The 26,234-nt window shown below is 44.9% G+C and carries 21 protein-coding genes and 1 pseudogene; 20 read left to right on the top strand and 2 right to left on the bottom strand.

Annotated features, from left to right (window positions below; all coding sequences use genetic code 11):
* The first annotated feature begins 25 nt into the window (after positions 1 to 25).
* The 20 genes from uppS (at position 26) to EBO34_RS06295 (ending at position 24,331) form a co-directional block, all read left to right on the top strand.
* Positions 26 to 793, top strand: a complete 768-nt coding sequence (gene uppS / locus EBO34_RS06390; protein WP_122897077.1) for an undecaprenyl pyrophosphate synthase — start codon at positions 26 to 28, stop codon at positions 791 to 793.
* A 14-nt stretch (positions 794 to 807) separates the two neighbouring features.
* Positions 808 to 1,602 (top strand): phosphatidate cytidylyltransferase, encoded by a 795-nt coding sequence (locus EBO34_RS06385; RefSeq protein WP_122897076.1) that lies wholly within the window; start codon positions 808 to 810, stop codon positions 1,600 to 1,602.
* A gap of 45 nt (positions 1,603 to 1,647) precedes the next feature.
* A complete protein-coding gene (locus tag EBO34_RS06380) occupies positions 1,648 to 2,796 on the top strand; it encodes a 1-deoxy-D-xylulose-5-phosphate reductoisomerase (protein ID WP_122897075.1) in 1,149 nt (382 codons plus the stop codon).
* A 14-nt stretch (positions 2,797 to 2,810) separates the two neighbouring features.
* Entirely contained in the window at positions 2,811 to 4,070 is a 1,260-nt protein-coding gene (rseP, locus tag EBO34_RS06375; protein ID WP_122897074.1) for an RIP metalloprotease RseP, read from the top strand.
* Between the two features lie 339 nt (positions 4,071 to 4,409).
* Positions 4,410 to 6,110 (top strand): proline--tRNA ligase, encoded by a 1,701-nt coding sequence (locus EBO34_RS06370; protein WP_122897073.1) that lies wholly within the window; start codon positions 4,410 to 4,412, stop codon positions 6,108 to 6,110.
* Positions 6,111 to 6,257: 147 nt separating this feature from the next.
* A complete protein-coding gene (locus tag EBO34_RS06365; RefSeq protein ID WP_122897072.1) occupies positions 6,258 to 10,559 on the top strand; it encodes a PolC-type DNA polymerase III in 4,302 nt (1,433 codons plus the stop codon).
* A gap of 288 nt (positions 10,560 to 10,847) precedes the next feature.
* The gene (gene rimP / locus EBO34_RS06360) at positions 10,848 to 11,318 is read left to right on the top strand and encodes a ribosome maturation factor RimP (protein ID WP_122897071.1); all 471 of its coding nucleotides are present in this window, start codon (positions 10,848 to 10,850) and stop codon (positions 11,316 to 11,318) included.
* A gap of 88 nt (positions 11,319 to 11,406) precedes the next feature.
* Entirely contained in the window at positions 11,407 to 12,570 is a 1,164-nt protein-coding gene (gene nusA / locus EBO34_RS06355; RefSeq protein ID WP_122897070.1) for a transcription termination factor NusA, read from the top strand.
* 12 nt (positions 12,571 to 12,582) lie between these two features.
* On the top strand, positions 12,583 to 12,858 hold the full coding sequence (rnpM, locus tag EBO34_RS06350) for an RNase P modulator RnpM (protein WP_122897069.1): 276 nt from the start codon (positions 12,583 to 12,585) through the stop codon (positions 12,856 to 12,858).
* Entirely contained in the window at positions 12,855 to 13,154 is a 300-nt protein-coding gene (locus EBO34_RS06345; protein WP_122897068.1) for a YlxQ family RNA-binding protein, read from the top strand. Before rnpM ends, EBO34_RS06345 begins: the two co-directional genes overlap by 4 nt.
* Before the next feature lie 66 nt (positions 13,155 to 13,220).
* Positions 13,221 to 15,350, top strand: coding sequence for a translation initiation factor IF-2 (gene infB / locus EBO34_RS06340; RefSeq protein WP_122897067.1), 2,130 nt, complete (start codon positions 13,221 to 13,223; stop codon positions 15,348 to 15,350).
* Positions 15,350 to 15,628 carry a DUF503 domain-containing protein gene (locus tag EBO34_RS06335; protein WP_122897066.1) on the top strand — a complete coding sequence of 93 codons (279 nt, stop codon included), beginning with the start codon at positions 15,350 to 15,352 and terminating at the stop codon, positions 15,626 to 15,628. Before infB ends, EBO34_RS06335 begins: the two co-directional genes overlap by 1 nt.
* Before the next feature lie 167 nt (positions 15,629 to 15,795).
* Positions 15,796 to 16,140 (top strand): 30S ribosome-binding factor RbfA, encoded by a 345-nt coding sequence (gene rbfA, locus EBO34_RS06330; RefSeq protein ID WP_122897065.1) that lies wholly within the window; start codon positions 15,796 to 15,798, stop codon positions 16,138 to 16,140.
* 676 nt (positions 16,141 to 16,816) lie between these two features.
* Positions 16,817 to 17,728 carry a tRNA pseudouridine(55) synthase TruB gene (gene truB / locus EBO34_RS06325; RefSeq protein WP_122897064.1) on the top strand — a complete coding sequence of 304 codons (912 nt, stop codon included), beginning with the start codon at positions 16,817 to 16,819 and terminating at the stop codon, positions 17,726 to 17,728.
* A gap of 43 nt (positions 17,729 to 17,771) precedes the next feature.
* Complete coding sequence (gene ribF / locus EBO34_RS06320; RefSeq protein WP_122897063.1) at positions 17,772 to 18,722, top strand: bifunctional riboflavin kinase/FAD synthetase; 951 nt, start codon at positions 17,772 to 17,774, stop codon at positions 18,720 to 18,722.
* 121 nt (positions 18,723 to 18,843) lie between these two features.
* Positions 18,844 to 19,113 (top strand): 30S ribosomal protein S15, encoded by a 270-nt coding sequence (gene rpsO / locus EBO34_RS06315; protein WP_026689855.1) that lies wholly within the window; start codon positions 18,844 to 18,846, stop codon positions 19,111 to 19,113.
* A 225-nt stretch (positions 19,114 to 19,338) separates the two neighbouring features.
* A complete protein-coding gene (pnp, locus tag EBO34_RS06310; RefSeq protein WP_122897062.1) occupies positions 19,339 to 21,435 on the top strand; it encodes a polyribonucleotide nucleotidyltransferase in 2,097 nt (698 codons plus the stop codon).
* A gap of 358 nt (positions 21,436 to 21,793) precedes the next feature.
* Complete coding sequence (locus tag EBO34_RS06305; protein ID WP_122897061.1) at positions 21,794 to 22,780, top strand: polysaccharide deacetylase family protein; 987 nt, start codon at positions 21,794 to 21,796, stop codon at positions 22,778 to 22,780.
* Positions 22,781 to 22,791: 11 nt separating this feature from the next.
* Positions 22,792 to 24,030 (top strand): M16 family metallopeptidase, encoded by a 1,239-nt coding sequence (locus EBO34_RS06300; RefSeq protein ID WP_122897060.1) that lies wholly within the window; start codon positions 22,792 to 22,794, stop codon positions 24,028 to 24,030.
* 64 nt (positions 24,031 to 24,094) lie between these two features.
* Positions 24,095 to 24,331 (top strand): YlmC/YmxH family sporulation protein, encoded by a 237-nt coding sequence (locus tag EBO34_RS06295; RefSeq protein WP_110517759.1) that lies wholly within the window; start codon positions 24,095 to 24,097, stop codon positions 24,329 to 24,331.
* A gap of 557 nt (positions 24,332 to 24,888) precedes the next feature.
* On the opposite strand, the gene EBO34_RS06290 is transcribed toward EBO34_RS06295, so the two are convergent.
* Positions 24,889 to 25,095, bottom strand: a complete 207-nt coding sequence (locus EBO34_RS06290; RefSeq protein ID WP_122897059.1) for a hypothetical protein — start codon at positions 25,093 to 25,095, stop codon at positions 24,889 to 24,891.
* A gap of 167 nt (positions 25,096 to 25,262) precedes the next feature.
* Positions 25,263 to 26,172: pseudogene (locus tag EBO34_RS06285) on the bottom strand (IS1595 family transposase).
* Positions 26,173 to 26,234: the final 62 nt, after the last annotated feature.

The raw sequence follows: 26,234 nt of genomic DNA, 5'->3' as shown, positions 1-26,234 counted from the left end.
TTTTTTATATGTTGGGGGATTTACGATGTTAAAAAAATGGACGAACCGAAAAGAGGAAGAGAACAATACTTCAGAAGAAGCCAGTCTCGATCCTCAGAATATTCCTGAGCATGTGGCTATTATTATGGATGGAAACGGCCGCTGGGCAAAAAAAAGGGGCCTACCCCGGGTTGCGGGTCACCGCGAGGGAATGAATGTAATTAAAAAGATTGTAAAAACGTCCAATAAACTAGGCGTAAAAACATTGACGCTTTATGCTTTCTCAACGGAAAACTGGAAGCGTCCCAAGCCTGAAGTAGACTTTCTGATGAGGCTGCCGGAACGGTTCTTAAAAGCAGAACTCCCTCAGTTAATCGAAGAGAATGTACAGGTGCGCATCACAGGTTCCAAAGAGGCCCTGCCCGGCCATACCAGGGATGCCGTCAACAAAGCGATTGAAGATACTTCCGGTAATGACGGACTGATCCTGAATTTTGCCCTGAATTATGGAAGCAGACACGAAATGGTTGAAGCCATGAAGGATGTTTATAAAGAAATCGAACGTGGCAGACTGGCTATTGAAGACGTCACTGAAGATATCATAGGAAGCCATCTCATGACCGGGGGACTTAAAGACCCGGATCTTCTGATCAGAACGAGCGGTGAGATCAGGCTCAGTAACTTTATGCTCTGGCAGCTCGCGTATTCGGAATTCTGGTTTACAGAAGTTCTGTGGCCTGATTTTACTGAAAAACACTTTAAAGAGGCGATTGTCGTTTATCAAAAGAGAACACGTCGTTTCGGCGGCGTATAGGAGGTGGATGGACAATGAAACAACGAATTATTACCGGTGTCGTTGCCGGCGCCGGATTTTTAGCTGTAATACTCGTTGGAGGGCTGCCATTCACCTTCCTTATCTTTTTGCTAGCGACCATTGCAATGGCTGAGATACTTAAAATGAAAGGGATGTCTCCTTTCTCCTATCGCGGGGCGATCGGATTTATTTTTATGTGGCTCCTTCTTTTACCTGAGAACATATTAAACTTTGATCTCATACACCTTGAGAGAACAGAGACGTTCCTGCTGATGATCATTGTTCTTCTGGCTTTGACGGTCATCTCCAAAAATGCGTTTACATTTGATGAAGCAGGTTTTATTATTCTGTCTTCAGTATACATAGGTTTTGGTTTTCATTATTTTTTAGCTGCCCGTTTTCTTGAAGACGGACTTATCTTTTTGTTCTTTGTCCTGATTCTTGTGTGGGTAACGGATTCCGGCGCATATTTCTGCGGCAGGTTTCTCGGTAAACATAAACTATGGCCCCATATCAGCCCGAAAAAAACGATTGAAGGCTCTCTTGGGGGAATCGCCTTTGCGATCCTGTTCGGATTTATTTATTCGTTTTTCTTCCCGGTATACGACTCTATGCTCATAACGCTTTTGTTTATCCTTGTGGTGAGTGTTTCGGGCCAGCTTGGGGACCTTGTGGAATCAGCCTTGAAAAGGCATTATTCTGTGAAAGATTCAGGACAGGTTCTCCCGGGACACGGAGGTATTCTTGACAGGTTTGACAGTTTAATCTTTGTCATGCCGATTTTATATTTACTATCATTCATTCAGTAGTTTCGCTTTGTATGCGGCTACAGACATAAAAGGGGCGTCAAAGCGATGAAGACGATTATTTTACTAGGTTCGACCGGCTCCATTGGTGTCCAGACTCTGGACGTCATCAGAGCCCATCCGGAACAGTTCAGACTCCACGCTTTAACGTGCGGAAGAAACATTGAACTTGCAGCTCAACAAATCCGGGAATTCAAACCGGAATTTGTATGTGTTCAACGAAAAGAAGACGAAGAAAAATTGAAAACGATGATCCCTGGTTCAGTCAAAACCGGCTATGGCAGAGAAGGCCTTCTTGAAGCCGTGGAACAGGCGGAGGGGGACACGATTGTCAATGCTCTTATGGGCAGTGTCGGACTGGAGCCTACACTCAGAGGGATGAAGGCCAAGAAAGATGTAGCTCTTGCCAACAAGGAGACGCTCGTGACAGCGGGTCACATCGTAACCCGTGCTGCAAAAGAGAATAACGTAAAGCTGATTCCGATAGACAGCGAGCACTCTGCCATTTACCAGTGCCTTGAAGGGAATTCCGAAAAGGAAGTGGAGAGATTAATTCTTACGGCATCGGGAGGCAGTTTCCGTGATAAAACGAGAGCAGAGCTCGAAGGTGTGACAGTGGAGGATGCCCTGAACCACCCGAACTGGAGTATGGGAGCAAAAATTACTATCGATTCGGCAACGATGATGAACAAAGGGCTTGAAGTGATAGAGGCCCGCTGGCTGTTTGATATGCCTTACGAGATGATTGATGTGATCCTTCATAAAGAAAGCATGATCCACTCCATGGTAGAATATATTGATGGTAGCGTACTGGCCCACCTCGGTATGCCGGATATGAAAGTGCCGATTCAATATGCTTTGTCACTCCCGGACCGTCTTGCAATGCCTGATAAGAAAAGGTTAAACTTGTGGGAAATCGGAACGCTTCATTTTTCAAAGCCGGATTTTGAACGTTTTCGCTGTTTGAAGATTGCATACGAAGCGGGGCGGATCGGAGGAACAGCTCCAACTGTTCTTAATGCAGCAAATGAAGAGGCAGTGGATGCTTTCCTCAATGGGAAAATCCAGTTCCTTCAGATCGAAACGATCATCGAACAGGCGCTTGAGTCCCATTCAGTGATTCAAAACCCGGATCTTGATACAATCTTTGAAGTAGACCGTATGACCCGCCGTTTTGTTCAAACCGATATGAAGTAAAAGGTTGTGATAACGTGAATACGTTTATAGCTATTGTGATAATTTTTGGTCTTTTGGTTTTCATTCACGAATGGGGACATTTGATTTTTGCAAAGCGGGCAGGAATTTTATGCCGTGAATTTGCCATCGGTTTCGGTCCGAAGATCTTTTCTTTCAAAAAGAATGAGACAACCTACACGATCCGTCTCCTTCCTTTAGGCGGGTTTGTAAGGATGGCCGGAGAAGACCCGGAAATGATACAGATCAAGCCGGGCTATGAGATCGGCCTTAAATTCGATGAACAGGACCGGGTGACCGATATTGTTGTAAACAATAAATCAAAACATCCGGACTGCAAAGTGATTCAGGTAGAAAAAATTGATCTTGAACATAAGCTTTTTGTACAAGGTTATGTAGCAGATGAAGAAGGTCTGGTTACGTATCCTGTACACGAAAAGGCGAACTTTATCCACGATGAGGAAGCAACACAGATTGCTCCTTATGACCGCCAGTTCCCATCAAAAACGATTCCGCAGCGGGCGATGGCCATTTTTGCAGGCCCGATGATGAACTTTGCCCTGGCGGCAGTTATTCTTACTGCCTATGCACTGATTGCCGGACTTCCCGTTGACGAAGCCCTTGTAGGTGATGTAACAGACGACGGAGTAGCAATTGAAGCGGGTCTTGAACAGGGTGACCGGATCCTTTCAATTGACGGCGAAAATGTCTCCACTTGGGAAGAGATGACTACCATTATTCAGGGAAGTGCCAACGAATCTCTTTTATTCCAAGTAGAGAGAGGATCTGAGACGTTCCAGGTCGAAATGGTACCTGATGAAAGAATCGGTCCTGAAGAACAGGTTCAGGGTGTTGTCGGTATTTACCCGCCCACAGAGTTTAATGTTTTTGGTTCCATTCTCTTTGGGTTTACCACGACCTACGAGTATACTGTCCTGATTGTTGAAGCTCTCGGAATGCTTGTAACAGGGCAGTTCAGCCTTGATCATCTTGCGGGTCCTGTAGGGATATACAGCTATACCGGCGAAGTCGCAGCAATGGGTATCCTGGTACTCATGCAGTGGGCAGCCATTTTGAGTGTAAACCTGGGGATTATCAACCTTCTCCCGCTCCCTGCCCTGGATGGTGGACGACTGATGTTTATCGGACTTGAGGCTGTTAGAGGCAAGCCGATTGATCCGCAAAAAGAAGGTATGGTACACTTCATCGGGTTTGCCCTGCTCATGCTCCTGATGCTCGTGGTAACATGGAACGACATCAATAAGTTTTTCCTGTAAAAAACAATAAATGAGCGCAGGCAGGCAGTATCAGAAACAAAAAACAAACCAATAAAGTTTAAAGCATGAGGCTGGCACAGAAGTGTTTTAGTCAACGGGAATCCGAACAAATCGTAGCGGCGCTGATAAACCGCTCCTGAAATATACTTCGCTTTCCGTGGGAAGCTGGTGAGCCTCCTCGCGCTTTCGCGCTCCGGGGTCTCACCTTTGCTTTTCATCCCGCAGGAGTCTTCGTATATTTCATCCGCTAAGTCAGTACTTTGTCAGGTTCTCACCTAAACACTTTCATTATGTCCCGGCCTCATCGCTTATTCAAATTGAATACGAGGTGGTATACATATGAAACAAAGCACATTTTTATCGCCAACATTAAGAGAAGCCCCAAGTGATGCGGAGGTTAAGAGCCATCAGCTTATGCTTAGGGCAGGATTGATCCGCCAGAGCTCTGCAGGTGTTTATTCGTTTCTGCCATTAGGGTTAAAAGCACTGAAAAAAGTGGAAACAATTATCCGTGAGGAAATGGACAAGTCGGGAGCCCAGGAAATGCTCATGCCGGCAATTCAAAATGCGGAACTGTGGCAGGAGAGCGGACGCTGGGAGATGTACGGTCCGGAACTTATGCGTGTAAAAGACCGTCACCAGAGAGAATTTGCTTTAGGTCCTACCCATGAGGAAGTTATCACAGCTCTTGTCCGTGATGATGTGAATTCCTATAAGCGTCTTCCTATGACACTCTATCAGATTCAGACAAAATTCCGTGATGAAAGACGCCCCCGTTTTGGAATCTTAAGATCACGTGAATTCCTTATGAAAGACGCATACTCCTTTGACAAAGACTTCGAAGGTCTCGATGAAAGCTACCGTAAAATGTATGACGCCTATACGAATGTCTTTACCCGCTGCGGACTCGATTTCCGTGCCGTCGTTGCCGATTCCGGTGCGATGGGAGGAAAGGACACACACGAATTTATGGTTCTCAGTGATATCGGTGAGGATACAATCGCTTATTCAAATGAATCGTCCTTTGCAGCGAACATTGAAATCGCTCCGGTTAATGTTTCGTATGAAAAGCGGGACGAGCCTCTAAAAGAGCTTGAAAAAATAGATACGCCAGGTAAGAAGTCCATTACCGATGTCGCTGATTTCCTGGAGAAAAACCCTGCAGACCTGATCAAGAGCATGCTGTTTATCGTAGATGGCGAGCCTGTTCTTGTTCTTGTAAGGGGAGACCATGAAGTAAATGACATCAAAATCAAGCATGTCCTTGATGCACAGATGGTGGAACTTGCAAGCGATGAACAGACGAAACAGCACTTAGGCAGCATTACAGGGTTTATCGGTCCGGTAGGTGCAGCAAAAGACTTAAAGATCATTGCAGACCATGCCGTAAAATCAGTTGTTAACGGCGTTTGCGGAGCAAATGAAACAGACACCCACTATGTGAATGTAAATCCGGAAAGGGACCTCTCTGATCTTGAATACAGTGATCTTCGTTTAATTCAGGAAGGAGATCCTTCACCGGATGGCAAAGGAACGATTCAGTTTAAGGAAGGAATTGAGGTTGGACACGTATTCAAACTCGGAACCCGCTACAGTGAATCGATGAAGGGAACATTCCTTGACGAGAATGGTAAATCCCAGCCGATGGTAATGGGAAGCTACGGGATTGGCGTTTCCAGAACGGTAGCCGCTATTATTGAGCAGCACCATGATGAAAACGGAATTGTATGGCCTCACAGCGTTGCACCATTCCACGTTCACCTTATTCCTGTAAATATGAAGCAGGAGGCCCAGAGGGAACTTGCGGAAGAGCTATACGAAAGCCTCAGTTCCCGCTATGATGTTCTGTTTGACGACCGGGCAGAGCGTCCGGGGGTTAAGTTTAAAGATGCCGACCTGTTTGGGATGCCTGTCCGTGTAACGGTAGGGAAAAAAGCAGATGAAGGTATTCTCGAAGTGAAGCTTCGTAATGAAGAAGAAAAAATGGAAGTCCATAAAGATAAACTGATGGATACCATTTCACGCCATTTGAAACTGTAATCAATCTGATTTAAGATATTACTTGAGGGTGTCCCGAAAAAAAGGCGGTTTCCAGCCTGACGGGGCACCCTTAAAACGTGAAGCCCCCTTTTGGAGGCGTAAATAGGAACATGTTTGACCAGAGGATAGAAAGAGGGGGAACGTTTCATGAAAGATGAGCTTCAAATCCGCCGTGAACGGTTTGAGCTTCTGTTAGAACAAGTAGCGATGCCAGGTGCAATTACCGATAACCATGTTAAAGGCGGATACATAGAAAAGCTGGAAGTCTATAAAAATGAAAAACGCTGGCACTTTGCTTTTTGTCTGCCGGCTGTTCTTCCATTTCCGGCATTTGAGGTATTCCGGACTACGATTATAGAAGGCTTAAAGCATATCGCAAAGGTTGAACTCTCTCTCCGTTACGAGGAACCTGTCGATCCAAAGAGTCATATTGAGAGCTACTGGCCTTATTTTACAGAGTGTCTGAAAAAAACGACAAACGGCCTCATCCGCCGTCTGAAAGAGCAGGTCCCTTCAGTTGAACAGAACAAACTGTTTCTTGCTGCTATAAATGATGCTGAAGCGGAAATGATGAAGCGAAAAGTATCAGAACCGCTGAAAGCCCTTCTTGTTCAGACAGGATTTCCTTCCATGCAGATCGATGCAACTGTGAAAGAATCGAAGGAAGCTTACGAGAAGTTTGTAGAGAAAAAACAAGAAGAAGATCACTCCAAAGTTGTCGAAGCGATGATGGAGAAACAGAAAATAGAAAAGAAAGCAAAAGAACTTGGCAGTCAGTCGGCAGTTGCCATCGGTAAACCGATTAAAGACGAGCCTAAGCGAATGGAAGAAGTACAGGAAGAAGAAAACAATATTGTATTTCAAGGTTACGTATTTGATGCAGAAACAAGGGAACTCAGAAGCGGCCGAACCCTTCTGACCTTTAAAATGACCGACTATACCGATTCGTTCCTGATTAAGATGTTTTCAAAAGATAAAGAGGATGTTCCTGCGCTTGAAGCAATCAAAAAGGGTATGTGGCTGAAAGTAAAAGGTATGATCCAGCACGATACGTTTGTCCGGGACCTGACGATGATGGCGCGTGACATCCAGGAAGTACGGCCTGTTGAAAAACAGGATCTTGCTCCTGAGGATGAGAAACGTGTTGAGCTTCACCTTCATACACCAATGAGTCAGATGGATGCCGTAACAAGTGTCTCTAAATACATCCAGCAGGCAAAAAAGTGGGGACATAAAGCCATTGCCGTAACTGATCATGGTGTTGTCCAGGCCTATCCCGAAGCCTATGGAGCAGGCAAGAAAGAAGGGGTTAAAATCCTTTACGGTCTCGAAGCCAACCTGGTGGATGATGGTGTGCCGATTGCCTATAATGAAGCCGACCGAAATCTCTCTGATGATACGTATGTCGTCTTTGACGTCGAGACGACAGGACTGTCTGCTGTTTACAATACGATCATCGAGCTTGCTGCTGTAAAAGTGAAAGAAGGAGAGATCATCGACCGCTTTGAATCGTTTGCCAATCCCCATGAAAAGCTCAGTCCTACCATTATCGATCTTACGGGAATTACGGACGACATGGTTGAAGGGGCACCTGAAGTCGGAGATGTCCTGAAAGATTTCCACAATTGGATGGGGGATGCTGTCCTTGTAGCCCATAATGCAAGCTTTGATATGGGCTTTCTCGATGCCGGGTTTAAAAGGATCGGTTATGATAAAACACCAAATCCGGTCATTGATACACTGGAGCTTGCACGGCTTCTTTACCCGAACTACCGTAACTACCGGTTAAATACGCTCTGTAAGAAATTTAACATTGAACTGGTCTCCCATCACCGTGCCATCTATGATGCGGAAGCTACCGGCCATCTTCTCTGGAAAATGGTCAAGGACGCCGGAGAGCAAGGAATTACAAACCATAACCAGTTGAATTACCAGTCCACCGGTGATGAATATAAAAAACAAAGGCCTAATCACTGTATTCTTCTGGCAAAGAACCAGGACGGTCTTCGTAATATCTACCGTCTCGTTTCAAAAGCCCATATTGATTATTTCCACAGAGTCCCGAGAATTCCAAGGTCGGTGCTTGCTAAAAACCGGGAAGGGATTATCGTCGGCTCCGGATGTGACAACGGTGAAGTGTTCGATGCGATGATGCAGAAAGCACCGGAGGAAGTAGAGGAAATCGCAAAATTTTATGATTACCTGGAAGTCCAGCCTCCTGCCAATTATTATAAACTTATTGAAAAAGAAATCGTCCGGGATGAACTGGCTTTAAAAGAGATATTAAAAAACATTGTTGAACTCGGTGAGAAGCTTGATAAACCGGTAGTGGCAACCGGAAACGTCCACTACCTGCACCAGGAAGATAAAATCTACCGAAAGATTCTAATAGCAAGTCAGGGCGGCGCCAACCCCCTGAACCGTCATTCTCTGCCCGATGTCCACTTCAGGACTACAGATGAGATGCTCGAGTGTTTCTCCTTCCTTTCTGAGGATAAGAGAAAAGAGGTTGTGGTTACGAACCCTAATATGATCGCAGATGATATCGATGAGATTAAGCCCATACCTGATGACCTCTACACCCCCAACCTTGAAGGGGCAGATGATGAAATGCGTGATATGACTTATTCCATGGCAAAAAGCATTTACGGGGATGATCTTCCTGAAATTGTGGAAGCGCGTATTGAAAAAGAACTCAAGTCCATTATCAGCAACGGGTTCTCCGTTATTTATCTTATCTCTCAAAAACTCGTAAAAAAATCTCTTGATGACGGATATCTTGTTGGTTCACGGGGGTCAGTAGGGTCGAGCTTTGTAGCTACCATGACGGAAATTACAGAGGTGAATCCTCTGCCGCCGCACTATGTGTGTCCTGATTGCAAGCACAGTATATTCTTTGATGACGGCTCAGTCGGATCCGGGTTTGACCTTCCCGATAAAAACTGTGAAAAGTGCGGAGCAGAATATACAAAAGACGGGCAGGACATCCCCTTTGAAACCTTCCTTGGATTTAAAGGAGACAAAGTACCTGATATCGACTTAAACTTCTCAGGTGACTATCAGCCTGTTGCCCATAACTATACAAAAGAATTGTTCGGTGTTGATTATGTCTACCGTGCCGGAACGATCGGTACAGTAGCGGAAAAAACGGCATACGGATTCGTAAAGGGTTATGAAGATGACAACCAGCTCCGTCTGAGGGGAGCTGAGATTGACCGTCTTGTCTCCGGCTGTACCGGAGTCAAGAGGACCACCGGACAGCACCCCGGGGGGATCATTGTCGTACCGGATCACCTGGACATCTATGACTTTTCACCCATTCAGTTTCCTGCAGATGACCGGGAATCAGAATGGAAGACAACGCACTTTGACTTCCATTCGATCCACGATAATCTTTTGAAGCTTGATATCCTCGGACACGATGATCCGACGGTAATCAGGATGCTCCAGGACTTATCAGGGATGGACCCGCAGGATATCCCTGTTGACGACCCGGAAGTGTTTAAACTGTTCAGCGGTACAGAGTCACTCGGGGTAACGGAAGACCAGATCATGTGTAAGACCGGAACTTATGGAATTCCCGAATTTGGCACCCGTTTTGTAAGACAGATGCTTGAAGATACAAAGCCGAGCACGTTCAGCGAACTCGTTCAGATTTCCGGTCTTTCCCACGGAACGGATGTATGGCTGAATAATGCTGCCGACCTAATTGCCGATGGGACGTGTGTATTAAAAGACGTTATCGGATGCCGTGACGACATTATGGTGTATCTTCAGTACAAAGGGCTCGAAGACAGCCTTGCCTTTAAAATCATGGAATTTGTACGTAAAGGAAAAGGGCTCCAGGAAGAATGGATTGAAGAGATGAAAAAACACGGTGTGCCGGACTGGTATATCGGTTCGTGCCTTAAAATCAAGTACATGTTTCCGAAAGCCCACGCTTCGGCCTATGTTTTAATGGCAGTACGTATTGCGTACTTTAAGGTCCACCATCCGATCCTGTTCTATGCTGCGTATTTCACTGTCCGTGCCGATGACTTTGATCTGGATACAATGCACAGAGGTTCTGCAAGCATACGAAAGCGTATGGAAGAAATTTATCAGAAAGGCCTGGATGCAGCGCCAAAGGAAAAGAGTCTGGTAACCGTCCTGGAACTGGCTCTGGAAATGTGTGAGCGTGGTTTCTCTTTTCAGAAGGTCGATCTCTACCGTTCCAAGGCAACTGAGTTTGTTGTTGACGGGGACAGCCTGATCCCGCCGTTTAATGCTCTTACAGGTGTTGGTACAAATGCGGCAATCAACATTGAAAAGGCAAAAGAAGGCGGCGAGTTCCTCTCTAAAGAAGACCTGCAGAAGCGGAGTAAGATTACAAAAACCGTTCTTCAGAACCTTGACGATCACGGATGCCTCGAAGGACTTCCTGATTCAAACCAGCTGTCGCTGTTCTGATAAGCCATACGTTGGTTTGCACGGCAAAAAGGTTTATGTTATAGTTAGATGGCAATACTTAGAATAACGGCAGCCGAAAGAGTGGGAGCATCCCACTCTTTCTTTTGGATATAAGTCCGGTTTTCCGGGCTTATCCCTCATTTTGCTGAACCGGATTTACAGCGTTCAAAATAAGGAGACCAGCGTAAAAGGTTCTTACAGACCAACGATCTTCTTAACGTTTGCCTTGATTTTGAACAAACATCCAAAACAAAAGTCCAGCCCGTTCAAAGCAAGGAGGCGAAACATATGGCAGGTAATATTAAAACAACAATTGAAACAATGGCACAACCAATTGTGGAACAAATGGGACTTGAACTGGTAGAAGCAGAGTTCGTCAAAGAAGGCAAAAACTACTTTCTCCGCGTCTACATTGATTCTGATAAAGGCGTTGACCTTGATGACTGTTCAGCAGTGAGCGAAAAACTGAGTGAAGCCCTCGATAAGGAAGACCCGATTGAGGAAGCATACTATCTGGAGGTTTCTTCACCAGGGGCTGAGCGTCCGCTCAAAAAAGCAGAAGATGTAAAAAAAGCAATAGGCAAAAATGTAAATGTAACGACCTACGCACCTATAGACGGTGAAAAGGTATTCGAGGGGAAGCTTCTCGACTTTGATGGTGAGAGGCTTACCATTCAGATGATTGTAAAAACGCGAACCCGTTCTGTTGAGGTTCCGTACGAAAAAGTAGCCAAGGCAAGACTTGCAGTCATCATGTAGGGAAATTAAAAGTCCGTCCTGTCCCGGTCGTTCTGCGGCGGGTGATTAGACGTGTCTGGAATTGTTTTTAAAGGGGGAACCACCACTCATGAATAGTGATTTTATGGATGCTTTAACGAGCATTGAGAAGAACAAGGGCATCGACAAGGAAATCATTCTGGAAGCCATTGAACAAGCTTTAATTACAGGTTATAAACGTAATTTTAACCAGGCGCAGAACGTACGCGTCAACATTGACCGGGAGCACGGTGAAATCCGTGTATTCGCTCAGAAAGTGGTTGTGGAGGAAGTGTTTGATGCAAGGCTGGAAATTTCCGAAGATGCAGCCAAGTCCATCAGCCCGCAGTATCAGGTTGATGACATTGTTGAAATTGAAGTAACGCCGAAAGACTTCGGAAGAATCGCTGCCCAGACAGCGAAACAGGTAGTTACCCAGCGTGTACGTGAAGCGGAAAGAGGGATTATTTATTCTGACTTCATCGACCGTGAAGAAGATATAATGACTGGGATTGTTCAACGACAGGACCACCGTTTTATTTATGTGGATCTTGGTAAAGTTGAGGCGATCATGCCTTTAAACGAACAGATGCCTAACGAGTCGTATAAGCATAATGACCGCATAAAAGCCTTCATTACAAAAGTGGAGAAGACGACCAAAGGTCCTCAGATCATGATTTCACGCACTCATCCAGGCCTTCTAAAGCGTCTTTTTGAGCTTGAAGTACCTGAAATTTATGACGGAACAGTGGAAATCAAGTCTGTTTCCCGTGAGGCCGGAGACCGCTCAAAAATTGCGGTTCACGCAGAAGATGCGGAAGTGGATCCTGTAGGTTCCTGTGTCGGTCAGCGCGGTCAGCGAGTCCAGATGATCGTAAACGAACTTAAAGGCGAGAAGATCGATATCGTTCGCTGGTCAGAAGACCCTAAGGAATACGTGGCCAACGCCCTGAGCCCTTCCAAAGTCCTTCAGGTAACAGTAAATGAAGAAGAGAAGATGACTCAGGTTGTCGTTCCGGACTACCAGCTTTCACTGGCAATCGGGAAACGTGGCCAAAACGCCCGTCTGGCTGCAAAGCTTACAGGCTGGAAGATTGATATTAAGAGTGAATCCGATGCTGAAGAGCTGGGCCTATATGATCCGAATGCACCATTAAAGGAAGACACTGACCTTCATGACCAAGAAGGATTTGGCGATCAGGAAGAGAATTATACAGAAGCAGCCTCATATGAAGAAGAGGACTTTGAGAAATAAGGAGTGCTGACTATGAAAGCAAGGAAAACTCCTTTACGCAAGTGTGTTGTCACTAACGAGATGAAGCCGAAAAAGGAACTGGTGCGGATCGTCCGTACACCTGAAGGCGATGTTATCTATGATCCTACAAGCAAGAAATCAGGCAGAGGGGCGTATTTAACAGCATCGAAGGATGTATTTGAACAAGCCAGACAAAAAGATATTCTCTCACGTCACTTAAAGACGAAAGTGAACGATGATTTCTATGATTATCTCGTAACGGAAGTGGCAGAAGGGAAGTCAAAATGAAAGATAAAGCCCTTAACCTGATTGGTCTTGCATACCGGGCCAGAGCTGTCGTTACTGGTGAAGAAATTGTATTACAGTCGATGCGCAAGAAAAAACTGCATCTTGTCATCCTCTCAGAAGACGCATCTGACAATACGAAAAAGAAGATCGCAGACAAAAGTACCTACTATAACGTTCCTCTTGTGATTACAGGAGACCGTGAGACCCTTGGACATGCGATTGGAAAAAATGAAAGAGTAGTATTGGGAGTAGAAGAAAGCGGCTTTGCAAAAAAGCTTCAGTCGTTACTGGAATAAAGATTCATGGCTCAAACCTCTTGTAAAACACAGGGCAGGAGTGCCATGATCTCAGGAGGTAAACAGATGAAAAAGATGCGAATCTACGAATATGCCAAAGAAAAGAATACGACAAGTAAAGCAGTGATTGAACGTCTCAAAACACTTAATGTGGAAGTTTCAAACCATATGAGTGTATTAACTGATGAGGCAAAAAAGAAGCTCGAATCAGGTAGTGAGACAAAGGGGAAGAATGAACCGAAAAAAAATGACGCGAAAAAGCGTCAAAGTAATGAAGGACGTGATCAGTCACCTATGAATGATAAAAAACAAACAAACCGTTCAAATAAGCCGAACAATCAGCAGGGCAAAAAGAACAATAACAGAAATAATAACAAAAACCGGAACCAGCGAAACAACAATCAGAGAAATGACCGTCAGCCAAGCCGTCCGGCTCCTAAGCCAATGCCGACGGAAATTACGTACACCCTTCCGATAACAGTCGGGGAATTTGCCGACAAGCTGAACAAAGAACCATCTGAAATCATAAAAAAACTAATGGGTCTTGGTGTAATGGCTACCATTAACCAGGAACTTGACAATGATACAATTGAACTTCTTGGTGAAGATTTCGGAGTGAAAGTGGAAGAGGAAATCGTCATTAATGAAGCTGAATTTGAAACGATTGAAGAAGAGGATGCACCGGAAGATTTGAAAGAGCGTCCGGCAGTTGTGACAATCATGGGTCACGTTGACCACGGTAAAACAACGCTTCTTGACAGCATCCGACACACAAAAGTAACGGCCGGTGAAGCAGGGGGAATTACCCAGCATATTGGTGCCTACCAGGTAGAAGAAAAAGGCAGAAAAATTACCTTCCTTGATACTCCGGGTCACGCAGCCTTTACAACAATGCGTGCGCGGGGAGCAAAGGTAACGGATATTACAATTCTCGTTGTTGCAGCGGATGACGGCGTTATGCCGCAGACGGTAGAAGCGATTAACCACGCGAAAGCAGCGGAAGTACCAATCATCGTAGCCGTGAATAAAATGGATAAAGAAGGAGCAAACCCGGATCGTGTCATGCAGGAACTTACTGAGCACGGTCTTGTATCAGAAGCATGGGGCGGAGATACGATTTTCGTCAACGTGAGTGCGATCAAGGGCGAAGGAATTGATGAAATCCTTGAAATGATCCTTCTTGTTTCTGAAGTTGAAGAATTCAAAGCAAATCCGGATAAACGTGCACGGGGAACAGTCGTCGAAGCGGAACTTGACCGCGGGCGCGGAGCTGTTGCTACACTGCTCGTTCAATCAGGTACACTTCGTGTCGGTGATCCGATTGTAGTCGGAAACACATTCGGCCGTGTACGTGCTATGGTTAACGATCTTGGCCGCCGTGTAAAAGAAGCGGGCCCTTCCACACCTGTTGAAATTACGGGTCTTAACAACGTGCCTCAGGCAGGAGATCAGTTTATGGTCTTTGAAGACGAGAAAAAAGCCCGTCAGATCGGTGAAGCCCGTGCCATGAAACAAAAAGTTGAACAGCGCCGTGAATCTTCCCGAGTAAGTCTGGATGATTTGTTTAACCAGATCCAGCAAGGGGATATTAAAGATATCAACATTATTATCAAAGCCGATGTACAGGGTTCTGTAGAGGCTATGAAAGGCTCTCTTGAGAAGATCGAGGTTGAAGGTGTTAAAGTCAACATCATTCATACCGGTGCAGGTGCGATTGCAGAGTCTGATGTTATCCTGGCAAGTGCTTCAAACGCCATTATTATCGGATTTAACGTACGTCCGGATGTTAACGCCAAGCGTACAGCAGATCAGGAAGGCGTAGATATCCGTCTTCACCGCGTTATTTATAACGCTATTGAAGAAGTGGAGCAGGCAATGAAAGGAATGCTTGATCCTGAGTATGAAGAAAAAGTAATCGGTCAGGCTGAAGTCCGTCAGACATTTAAAGTTTCAAAAATCGGCATGATCGCAGGATCCTATGTTACAGAAGGTAAAATTACAAGAGATTCTAGTGTCCGCCTTATCCGTGACGGAGTTGTTCTTCACGAAGGCACCATCCGTGACTTGAAGCGTTTTAAGGATGATGCTAAAGAAGTCGCGAAAAACTATGAGTGCGGTATTACACTTGAAAACTACAACGATGTTAAGGAAGGCGACGTCATTGAAGCTTATGTAATGGAAGAAATCAAGCGCTAATGATCGGCGTCCTTACGATTGAAGCGATTATCTATGACGCTCAGTCTTTAAAAGAGAAGCGCGGGGTACTAAAGAGCGTCATTACCCGCCTTCGTGACCGCCTTAATATTTCAGTATCAGAGACTGGTCATCAGAATGTCTGGCAGCGAACAGAGATCACCATAGCCTCTGTCAGTTCCGACCGTACACGGGTGGAACAGGAATTAAACAGGGCACTCCATTTCATTGACAGCGTTCCTGAGATTGAAACGGCTTCGGTACAGTGGGAATGGTTCTAATGTTTCGCAGATCCTGCAGCGGCTGCGGGAGAGCAGCAGTGTAAGTGCGGCTCTCCCTGTACCGTGTGGAAAGCGAAGCACATAGAGTCACGATTAACATCGTAAAAAAAGGGAGCGAATCTCTTTTTTGCAGAACCGCTCCAGCAACTAATTTGGAGGTGCGCACTATGAGTAATGTTCGTGCAAATCGCATCGGAGAACAGATCAAAAAAGAACTGACTGATATTATTCAGCGTGAAATTAAAGATCCAAGAGTGGGCTTTGTAACAGTCACTGCTGTTGATGTAACAGGGGACCTCCAGCAAGCCACAGCATACATCACGGTTTATGGTGAAGATGAGCAGAAAGAACAAACGTTAAATGGACTTTCAAAAGCCACCGGATTCATCCGTTCCGAAATTGGCAAACGAATTCAAATCCGCAAAACACCTGAACTGTATTTCAAATTTGATGAAAGTATCGAGCGTGGTAACCGTATTGAGGAGCTTTTACGAAAACTCAACGACCGCTAATACTGTTAAGGGTGGCTCAGAAGGTCGGCATACGTCCTCCGGGCCATCCTTTTTCTTATGTATAAGGCTCTCTAGTACAGAAAGCATTCTGCTCTTTTTGAAAAGCTGTCCTTAAAAAGAGAGCTAGGAAGGGTTTTAATACCCTTCATTGACATTCAGCTTCGTTGAACGGAATACGCTCCCTATCCGCAGACTCGCATATTCCCATTCAACTACGCACAGTTTGTTGAGTAAATTTACATGAAAATAGACCGCATGCCTATTTCCATACGCAATGGTGTGGATAGATGAGAAAAGGTGTCTGTTGTCGCAAAAGAAATCGATGACACTCTTCCTTTAAAAACAGTTGATTGGAGCGAATGCGCGACACTTCTGCGGGAAAAGCGTTCTTCATGAATAATCTTCGAGTTGCTTCGACGCATTGGCTTCGAAGCCTGGCTGTAAGAGAAAGAAGCAGTGTGTCGAGAAGGCTCCCGAACCGCCCGCGGAAAGGGAGCGCAAATCAACTTCTAACCTTAACAGAAAATGGAGTCTTCAGAGGCTTGCCTGCACCGCCGCGGAAGGTGAAAACCAAGCAGGCTTCATCTCTATCTACCCTGTCGGGAAGTAATAAATAATATCGACAATCTAAACAAATGAATTACATAAACGAACGCGCATAAATGAGGTGCAGAAAATGAATCCAGAGGGAATCGTACCATTATGGAAAAAAAGGGGAAAAACATCCTTTGACTGTGTCAGGGATATGCAAAGACTTTACGGCACCAAAAAAGTCGGACATACAGGCACCCTGGACCCCGACGTGGAAGGTGTTCTTCCTATCTGTATCGGACGGGCGACAAAGCTCGTGGAGTACATGACAGCGGAATCCAAGGAATATGAAGGAGAAGCAACAATAGGCTTCTCTACAACAACTGAAGACAGTTCAGGTGAAAAAGTGGAACAAAAAGACGTATCCGAAACTTTAATTGAAACCGATGTGGATGAAGTCCTGGAAAGGCTGAATGGGAGAATCGAACAGACACCTCCAATGTACTCTGCAGTAAAGGTAAAAGGAAAAAGGCTCTATGAGTACGCCAGACAGGGGATTGAAGTAGAGCGTCCGTTCCGTGAAGTAACAATCTACAAACTGGAACGAACATCACCCGTGGTCCAAAGAGACGGCCTTGTAACCTTTCGTTTCCGTGTAAAATGCAGCAAGGGTACCTATGTAAGAACCCTGGCTGTGACCATGGGAGAACTTCTCGGATACCCTGCCCACATGTCAGATCTCGTGAGGACAGCTTCAGGAGCTTTTACTTCCGACCAGTGCCTGACAGAAGAACAGCTTGCTGAATTGAAGGAACAGAACCGGCTGGAGGAGTCACTTTATCCTTTTGAACATGCCCTCAAAGACTGGCCGAAACTCACTGTAGATAAAGAAATAGAAGCAAAAGTAATGAACGGAGCTGTCATTCCATTACCAAAAACAATGGACGAATCCCGTTTCACTTTGTATAATCAACAGGGGGAATGCTTAGCCATTTATAAAAAGCACCCAAACAAAGAAGGTATGATGAAACCGGAGAAAATGCTTAAGATTCTGTAGAAACTTTCTCTTTTCAGGACATGCCGGTATTCGAGGTGGAACTGTGCAGACAATTCATATAAATCATCCTCATTCTTTTGTTAAATCTGATTTTCCTCCTCTCGTTCTTGCACTCGGTTTTTTTGACGGTGTCCACCGCGGGCATAAAAAAGTCATTCAGACAGCTATGGAAGAAGCAGACAGGCGTGGGGAAAAGAGTGGAGTCATGACTTTTGATCCTCATCCCAAGGAAGTGCTGCGAAAAGGAGCAGCCATTGACTATCTTACTCCTTTGTCAAAAAAAGAGTCGGAAATCGGTAAAATTGGACCGGACTTCCTTTTTGTGGTCCATTTTACACCTGAGTTTGCAGAGCTTACACCACAGAACTTTTGTGATGACTATTTAATTGGATTAAACGTAAAGCATGTTGTAGCTGGATTTGATTACTCCTACGGCCGGCTTGGTAAAGGTACGATGGAAACGATCGAATTCCACTCCCGTGGCGCTTTCAGCCATACGGTTGTAGGGAAAGTGGACGAGGCCGATGAAAAGATCAGTTCCACACGCATTCGTGAAACGATCCGGTCAGGAGAACTCTATGAAACAAAAAAACTCCTCGGAAGGAATTATGAGACTTCAGGAACCGTGGTACACGGTGAAAAACGGGGACGGACAATCGGTTTTCCAACTGCCAATGTAGATAAAGACCAAGCTTATCTCATTCCGAAACCGGGGGTATACGCCGTTGAACTGGGCTCAGACGGCCAATGGCTCAAAGGAATGTGCAACATCGGTTTTAAACCGACATTTAACGAAAAAGCACCGGATAAACCGGCAGTTGAAATTCATTTGTTTGACTTTACCGGCGATCTGTACGGAAAGAAAGTACTGATCCGCTGGCATGAGCGGATTCGTTCAGAAAAAGCCTTTTCCGGCGTGGACGAGCTCATCGCCCAGCTAAAGGCAGATGAGGGCTGTGTTCGTGATTTTTTTGCGAAAATAAAAGAAATATAGCGTCTGCCCTTGTGTTTTCCGGGCAAAACTAGTATCATGATCAATGTTAACCATCACTTGGCGGAACGAGTCACCGACGTCCGCTAGGCGACTGGGGATATATATTAAGGAGGTGGATTGGATGGCTTTATCACAAGAGCACAAAAATGAAATCATTAACGAATTCAAAACTCACGAGAACGATACTGGTTCTCCTGAAGTGCAGGTTGCTATCCTAACGAAGCAAATCACGACTTTAAACGATCACTTGCGCACGCACAAGAAGGATCACCACTCTCGTCGTGGACTTCTAAAGATGGTTGGTCAGCGCCGTAACTTGCTGACTTACCTTCGTAACAAAGATGTTGCTCGTTATCGTCAACTTGTTGACAAACTTGGTCTTCGTCGATAAGAACACTTTTGGAAAAGCGGGATTCATCCCGCTTTTTTGTTATAGTTAAAGGGAAATTTTTACATTTGTGGCAGCTGCCAAATGAACGTTGCCCGGCGACTGGCCATCTGATATGATAAAAAAGGCTAAAGATTTTTGTCAGACATGTTTACTACATAAATTTAAGTCAAAAATAATGAGTAGTATGATTCACAGGAAATGTGAATGAGAGGAGTACTTGTACTTATGGAACAAGAAAAACAATTATTTTCATTGGATTTTGCCGGTCGTACAATGACATTTGAAACCGGAAAGTTTGCCAATCAGGCAAACGGTGCGGTTATGGTACGATATGGCGATACTGCAGTACTTTGTACAGCAACTGCTTCAAAAGAGCCGAAGGATTTACCTTTTTTCCCTCTGACATGTAATTACGAAGAACGACTATACGCAGCAGGGAAGATCCCTGGTGGGTTTATTAAACGAGAAGGACGTCCGAGTGAAAATGCGGTATTAACCAGCCGTCTGATTGACCGCCCGATCCGTCCGCTGTTCCCGGATGGTTTCCGAAACGACCTCCAGGTAATCAGTATCGTTATGAGCAACGACCAGAACTGTTCACCTGAAATGGCAGCGATGGTCGGGTCTTCTCTTGCCCTGTCTATCTCAGATATTCCTTTCGACGGACCTATTGCAGGTGTGATCGTCGGACGTGTTAACAATGAATTTGTCATCAACCCGACAACAGAACAGTTGGAGAAAAGTGACATCCACCTTGTAGTAGCAGGTACGAAAGATGCGATCAACATGGTTGAAGCTGGGGCAGAAGAAGTTCCAGAAGACGTGATGCTCGAAGCGATTATGTTCGGTCATGAAGAGATTAAGCGGATCGTTACGTTCCAGGAGGACATCGTCTCTAAAATCGGCAAAGAAAAGATGGAAGTGAAGCTTGCGACAGGTGATCCTGAACTCGAAGCTGAGCTTCGTGAAAAATCAGAAGCTGACCTTAAAGAAGCAGCGACTGTTTTTGAAAAGCATGCCCGCGAAACGGCAATCAAAGAAGTGATTGACCGCATTTCAGCCGAATATGCAACAGAGGAAGAAGACCGAAGCGGAGAAGCGAAGTCCATCCTTGACAAAATTCTTAAAGGGATCGTCCGCCGTCTGATTACAAAAGACAAAGTACGTCCCGATGGCCGTCAGATTGATGAAATCCGCCCTCTTGACTCCCAGGTTGATATTCTGGCCCGTGTACACGGATCCGGGCTGTTCACACGCGGACAGACTCAGGCTTTGAGCATCTGTACACTGGGAGCATTAGGTGATGTTCAAATTCTTGACGGACTTGGAATCGAGGAAACAAAACGTTTCATGCACCACTACAACTTCCCAAGCTTCAGTGTCGGGGAGACAGGCCCGATCCGTGGCCCGGGACGACGCGAAATCGGACACGGTGCTCTTGGTGAACGTGCACTTGAACAAGTGATTCCTTCAGAAGCAGACTTCCCATACACCATTCGTCTCGTATCTGAAGTACTCGAGTCAAACGGATCGACATCCCAGGCGAGTATCTGTGCATCTACACTTGCCATGATGGCAGCCGGTGTTCCCCTTAAAGCACCTGTAGCCGGAATTGCAATGGGTCTGGTTAAAGATGAAGATGACGTCTCTGTTCTTACTGACATTCAGGGAATGGAAGACTTCCTCGGAGACATGGACTTTAAAGTAGCAGGAACGAAAAAAGGCATCACTGCTCTTCAAATGGACATTAAAATTGATGGGATTAACCGTGAAATCCTTGAACAGGCTCTTTCCCAGGCACAGACAGGCCGCATGAAGATTCTTGATAACATGCTGAGCGCCATTGCAGAGCCAAGAACAGAGCTTTCCGACTATGCACCTAAGATCCTTACAATGAACATTAACCCTGATAAGATCCGCGACGTTATCGGCCCGAGCGGAAAAGTGATTAACCAGATCATTGAAGATACAGGTGTTAAGATAGACATTGAGCAGGACGGTAAAGTATATATTTCTTCAACCGAATCCGAGATGAACAACAAAGCAAAAGGCATCATCGAAGACATCGTCCGTGAAGTTGAGGTTGGCGAGACATACCTCGGCAAAGTTAAACGGATTGAAAAATTCGGGGCATTTGTAGAGTTGTTCAAAGGAAAAGACGGGCTTGTACACATTTCCCAGCTTGCAAAAGAGCGTGTAGGGAAAGTGGAAGACGTAGTTTCCCTCGGCGACGAAATCATGGTTAAAGTAACCGAGATTGACAACCAGGGACGCGTAAACCTTTCCCGTAAAATTCTTCTAACGGAAGAAACAAAGAAATAAGCTCATAAAAAAGGCCGGGAGACCGGCTTTTTTTTTTTGTGGGTTTTGCTACATCTCTCAGGCGCTGTTTTCAAGTGAGGCTCCCTTGGGAAAAGGGAGTTCCGGGGAGATCCCGCAGACACGAGCGCTGCTTCATGAGTAAGCTGCGAGTTGCTTAGACGCCGACCCACTTCAAAGCATAGCTGGCAGAGGAAGAAGCAGCGAGTGTATGAGGCTAACGAACCGCCTGGGGAAAGTGCTATGAGTGTAAATTAACACCCGAGGATAACACAGCCTTTTATTAAAAGCTCTGCAATGATGAAACCCCGTTCTACCTTGTCCTTCCTGTGCATAGTGTGATAATAAGGAGGGACAGCCTATGGTTAAGCGATTTCTGCTGCAGTGGTCGACATTTTTATTCATACTTCTTCTGACGTTAATCAGTACCCAGAATCCAATAACTTCGAGTTATATATATGAATTGAAGAGTGAGGCTTCCGTAGAAGCGCTTTCAAGCAAAAACCCTTTATACCAGGAGATTTCAGACAGGAAAACTGAGTTTGAAGTAGCAGCTGCAGATGCGGTAGTTGATAAAGTATGGAAGGCCATTCCTGGACTTAACGGACTCGAAGTTGATGAAACAGCTTCGTATGAGAAAATGAAGCCGGGCGGGGTTTTTGATCCGAAAAAACTTGTATACGTTCAGACCAGGCCAAAAGTGAGGCTTGATGATCTTCCTCCAAGCCCGATATTCAAGGGAAATCCGGAAAAGCCAATGGTATCCCTCATGATCAATGTGGCATGGGGAAATGAATTTCTACCCGGGATGTTGAAGACATTAAAGGAACATGATGTGAAGTCAACGTTTTTTTTAGACGGTTCATGGGTGAAAAAAAACCCAAAACTTGCTAAAATGATTGTAGAAGAAGGTCATGAGATAGGAAACCACGCCTATTCTCACCCTGATATGAAACAACTCTCCAATGATCGGATACGTGAAGAGCTTGTAAAAACGAATGATATTATAGATGCGACCCTCGGAGTTAAACCACACTGGTTTGCACCGCCGAGCGGAAGCTTCCGACAGGATGCAGTAGACATTGCCAGTGAGTTAGCCATGCATACTGTCATGTGGACCGTCGATACGATTGACTGGCGAAACCCGCCGGCGGACCAGATGGCTTTAAAAATCATCGAAAAATCAGAAGCAGGTTCACTCGTTCTGATGCATCCGACCGCCTCGGCAGAAGAGGGGCTGGAGCAGATGATAGTCGGACTGAAGGAAAAAGGGTTGCATCTCGGCACCGTGTCGGAGACATTGAGTGAAGAGCGCATCACTGGAAAACAACAACAGACGTGGTACTAGGGGGATGTAATTTGATTAAAAGAGTAACGTGTGATAATGGGTTGAGAATTGTATTTGAACCGAACAATACAGTAAGGTCAGTTTCCATCGGAGTATGGATTGGGACAGGGTCCAGGTTTGAAACAAAAATGCAGAACGGGGTGTCCCATTTTCTTGAACACATGTTTTTTAAAGGGACAAAATCACGGAATGCCCAGCAGATCGCCGAGTCCTTTGATTCCATCGGGGGACAGGTTAATGCTTTTACCTCCAAGGAATATACGTGCTATTATGCAAAAGTGCTCGATGAACATGCAAGACATGCGTTGGAAGTACTGGCAGACATGTATTTTAACTCTACTTTCGATCAGAAGGAAATGGTCAAGGAGAAAGGAGTTGTCCTTGAGGAAATAAAAATGTACGAAGACACTCCTGACGATATTGTCCATGACCTGTTAAGCCAGGCTGGCTTTGGAGACCATCCCCTCGGCTATCCGATACTCGGGACAGAGGAGACACTGCAGACGTTCTCAACGGATTCCCTCGTATCCTATATGGATCAGTTTTACAATGCAGATAATGTTGTCATTTCCGTATGCGGAAATGTGGATGAATCTTTCGTTGAATTTATTCAGGATACATTTAACGGAATGCGGCAGTTTGAATCGGATAAATCCCTTCAGAGTCCGACATTTAAACATAATAAAATGGCACGGAAGAAAGAAACCGAACAGGCCCACCTCTGCCTTGGGTATGAAGGACTTCCGATCGGCCATAAAGATATATACAGCCTGATTCTTTTAAATAACGTTCTGGGCGGGTCTATGAGCAGCAGACTGTTTCAGGAAATCCGTGAAAACCGGGGTCTGGCATACTCTGTTTTTTCCTATCATTCCTCTTTTCACGATACAGGGATGGTCACACTGTATGCAGGTACAGCCGTTAAACACCTGGACAACATGTATGAATGCCTGTCTTCAGTTGTGAGCGGAGTTAAAGAAAATGGAATAACAGAGCGTGAGTTGAAGAATGCAAAAGAACAGCTTAAAGGCAGTCTCATGCTGGGCCTTGAAAGCACAAACAGCAGAATGAGCAGAAACGGGAAGAACGAGCTGCTTCTCGGAAGACATCGGACGCTCGATGAAATTGTTGCAGAAATAGAAAAAGTATCGTTATCAGACGTCAAAACAATAAGTCACGATGTATTTTCAAAGGATTTTGCCATGACACTTGTAAGTCCCGACGGCAAACTCCCAAGTTCCCTAGCTTAACATGTCATGACTGCCTCCTTTTATTCATAAACTCGGATATAGAGGGTTATAAAGGAGGGGTTCCATGCGCCTGAGTGAAATAAGCAATAAAGAAATCATTGACTTTCACAAAGGGGAACGACTTGGTGTTCTCGGTCAGACAGACCTGGTTATCGATGAACGAACGGGACAGATCCAGGCATTTGTTATTCCAACATTAAAATGGTTCGGTCTCGGAAAACGGGATAAAGAAGTGACTGTCTACTGGCACCAGATTAAGAAAATAGGAACAGACATGATCATAATCGAAGTTCAGCCTTAAAGAGGCTGTCTCAAAAGTCCTCTTGTAGGTTGGCAATGGCTCTTATTATTGCTCTGGAGGGCGACTCACAAGGTATAATTGCTACCTTATGAGTCGCCCTCTTTTTGCTGTATTCAGATCAAGCCGAACACAGAGACCTTTTAAAATGACGGTCCTATTTATCACTCCAAGGAGCCGGGGTGTTTTGGCAATAAGAAATGCTGAGGAGGTTCTTCAACTGCCGGGATAAAATGCAATAAGCGAAATCAGCATATACCTTTTTGTCTTGATAAAGAGCTTGAGTTTAACAGAGCGAACTTTTTAAAATGATGACTTTTTCAATGCAGTTGGTAAAGCAGTGGAATGCTCGGCAACAGGCCTGTAATAGGGAGCTCCTTCCGTACATAGATGCTTCGTTGAGGGGGGGGTATCCAATAATTTTATTTAATAAGTATCTCCTTAGCTTAGAAAATCAAGAAATTAAAGAAAAGCGGAGAATTTCTCCGCTTTTAATTTAATTGCTTCTTATTCAACTAACGCTCTCCGTTAGTTGAGTTAAGAATATAAAAATAGTTAATTCACTTACCGAATTCACCACCCGAATTCTTACTGGACTTCTTATCTTTCACAATCAAATATATAGCATAAATTAAAAACGCTAATGAAAAAGTCATGTGAAATAAATATAGATAACTTCCTTCACTGTAACCAATATCAAAATAAAGACCTATTATCACCGATACAAGCATTATGATTGAGCCAAATAAAACAACAAACTTTGCCATTATGTTCCCCCTTCCCTCATTTAAGTTTTAAGTAAGTCTACTTATTCAAGTAAACTCCCCGTTAGTTTAAGTACATTCCGAGCAACATATTTCCTAATTTTAACATATTATACAGGTCTTCATTATGGCTTTTCCGATTATTTCAAAAACTCCTCTAAAAATTACATTCATTTGCTTACTAATTCTCGGTGTGTGATGGTCTTAACCGCCATACAATGATGAAGAAGACGGCTGAATAATTCATCTTCATGGTGTCTTCTATTAAACTTGTAACAGAATTCATCCAGGTATGATTGAAGGTGTCTCGAAGCCAGTCCATGAAAAGTCCCGCCTACGAGTGCCTTGGCGTTTGATAACACGGTATGGAGCCAGTGAAGGTGGTCGGGACTCTTCTTCGGATTATAAACTTGGAAATCATGGTTATACCCCTTCTCTTCCAGTTTTCTATAGGAGCGATAAGCATCGCTGCTAATCGTTGACCCGTTGTGGATTTGACGCTCTGCAAAGTCAATTAGGGTCTTACTTTTGACATCTGGAATAACCTCCATCTTTACGAACAGGGGATGCCCTTTTTTATTTAACGAAAGTCCGACCAGCACCTTTGTTTTATCGGTACCGCGACCTCTTTTGCCGCCTTCTTTGGGAGCACCAAAGAAAGCATCGTCCAACTCGACGATACCAGCTAATTTATAGCGTGCATCCCGCTGCTTCATGGCTTGCCTGATTTTATGAAGCATCAGCCATGCTGTTTTGCATGTCACAGCCACTTCTTTCGCTAATTTCATCGCTGATACCCCTCTTTTATCAGAGGCAATCAGGTAGATGGCTGGGAACCATTTGGTCCGTTCGCGTTTTCTCCATGACAGTTCCAACCGTCACCGTCGATTGATAATGACAATCGTTACATTCGTATAATCTGTGCTTGCGAGTCTTTGTAACGAAGCACTCTTTATGACCGCATTTCTCGCATACGTAGCCGTCTGACCACTTTAACTGAAACAACTGGTCATGACACGCATCCTCTGTTGCGAATACCTTTTGGAAAGTGATTAAATTCATTTCCGAGAAATTGGTCATTAAGATACACCCCTAAAGAACGAACGTATGTTTGTTTAATATTATACCAAACATACGTTCCT

Origin of the sequence: Alteribacter keqinensis (assembly GCF_003710255.1) — a bacterium.
Classification (GTDB): domain Bacteria; phylum Bacillota; class Bacilli; order Bacillales; family Salisediminibacteriaceae; genus Alteribacter; species Alteribacter keqinensis.
The sequence above is the reverse complement of the archived record's forward strand: the minus strand, read 5'-3'. Positions and strand labels throughout refer to the sequence as shown.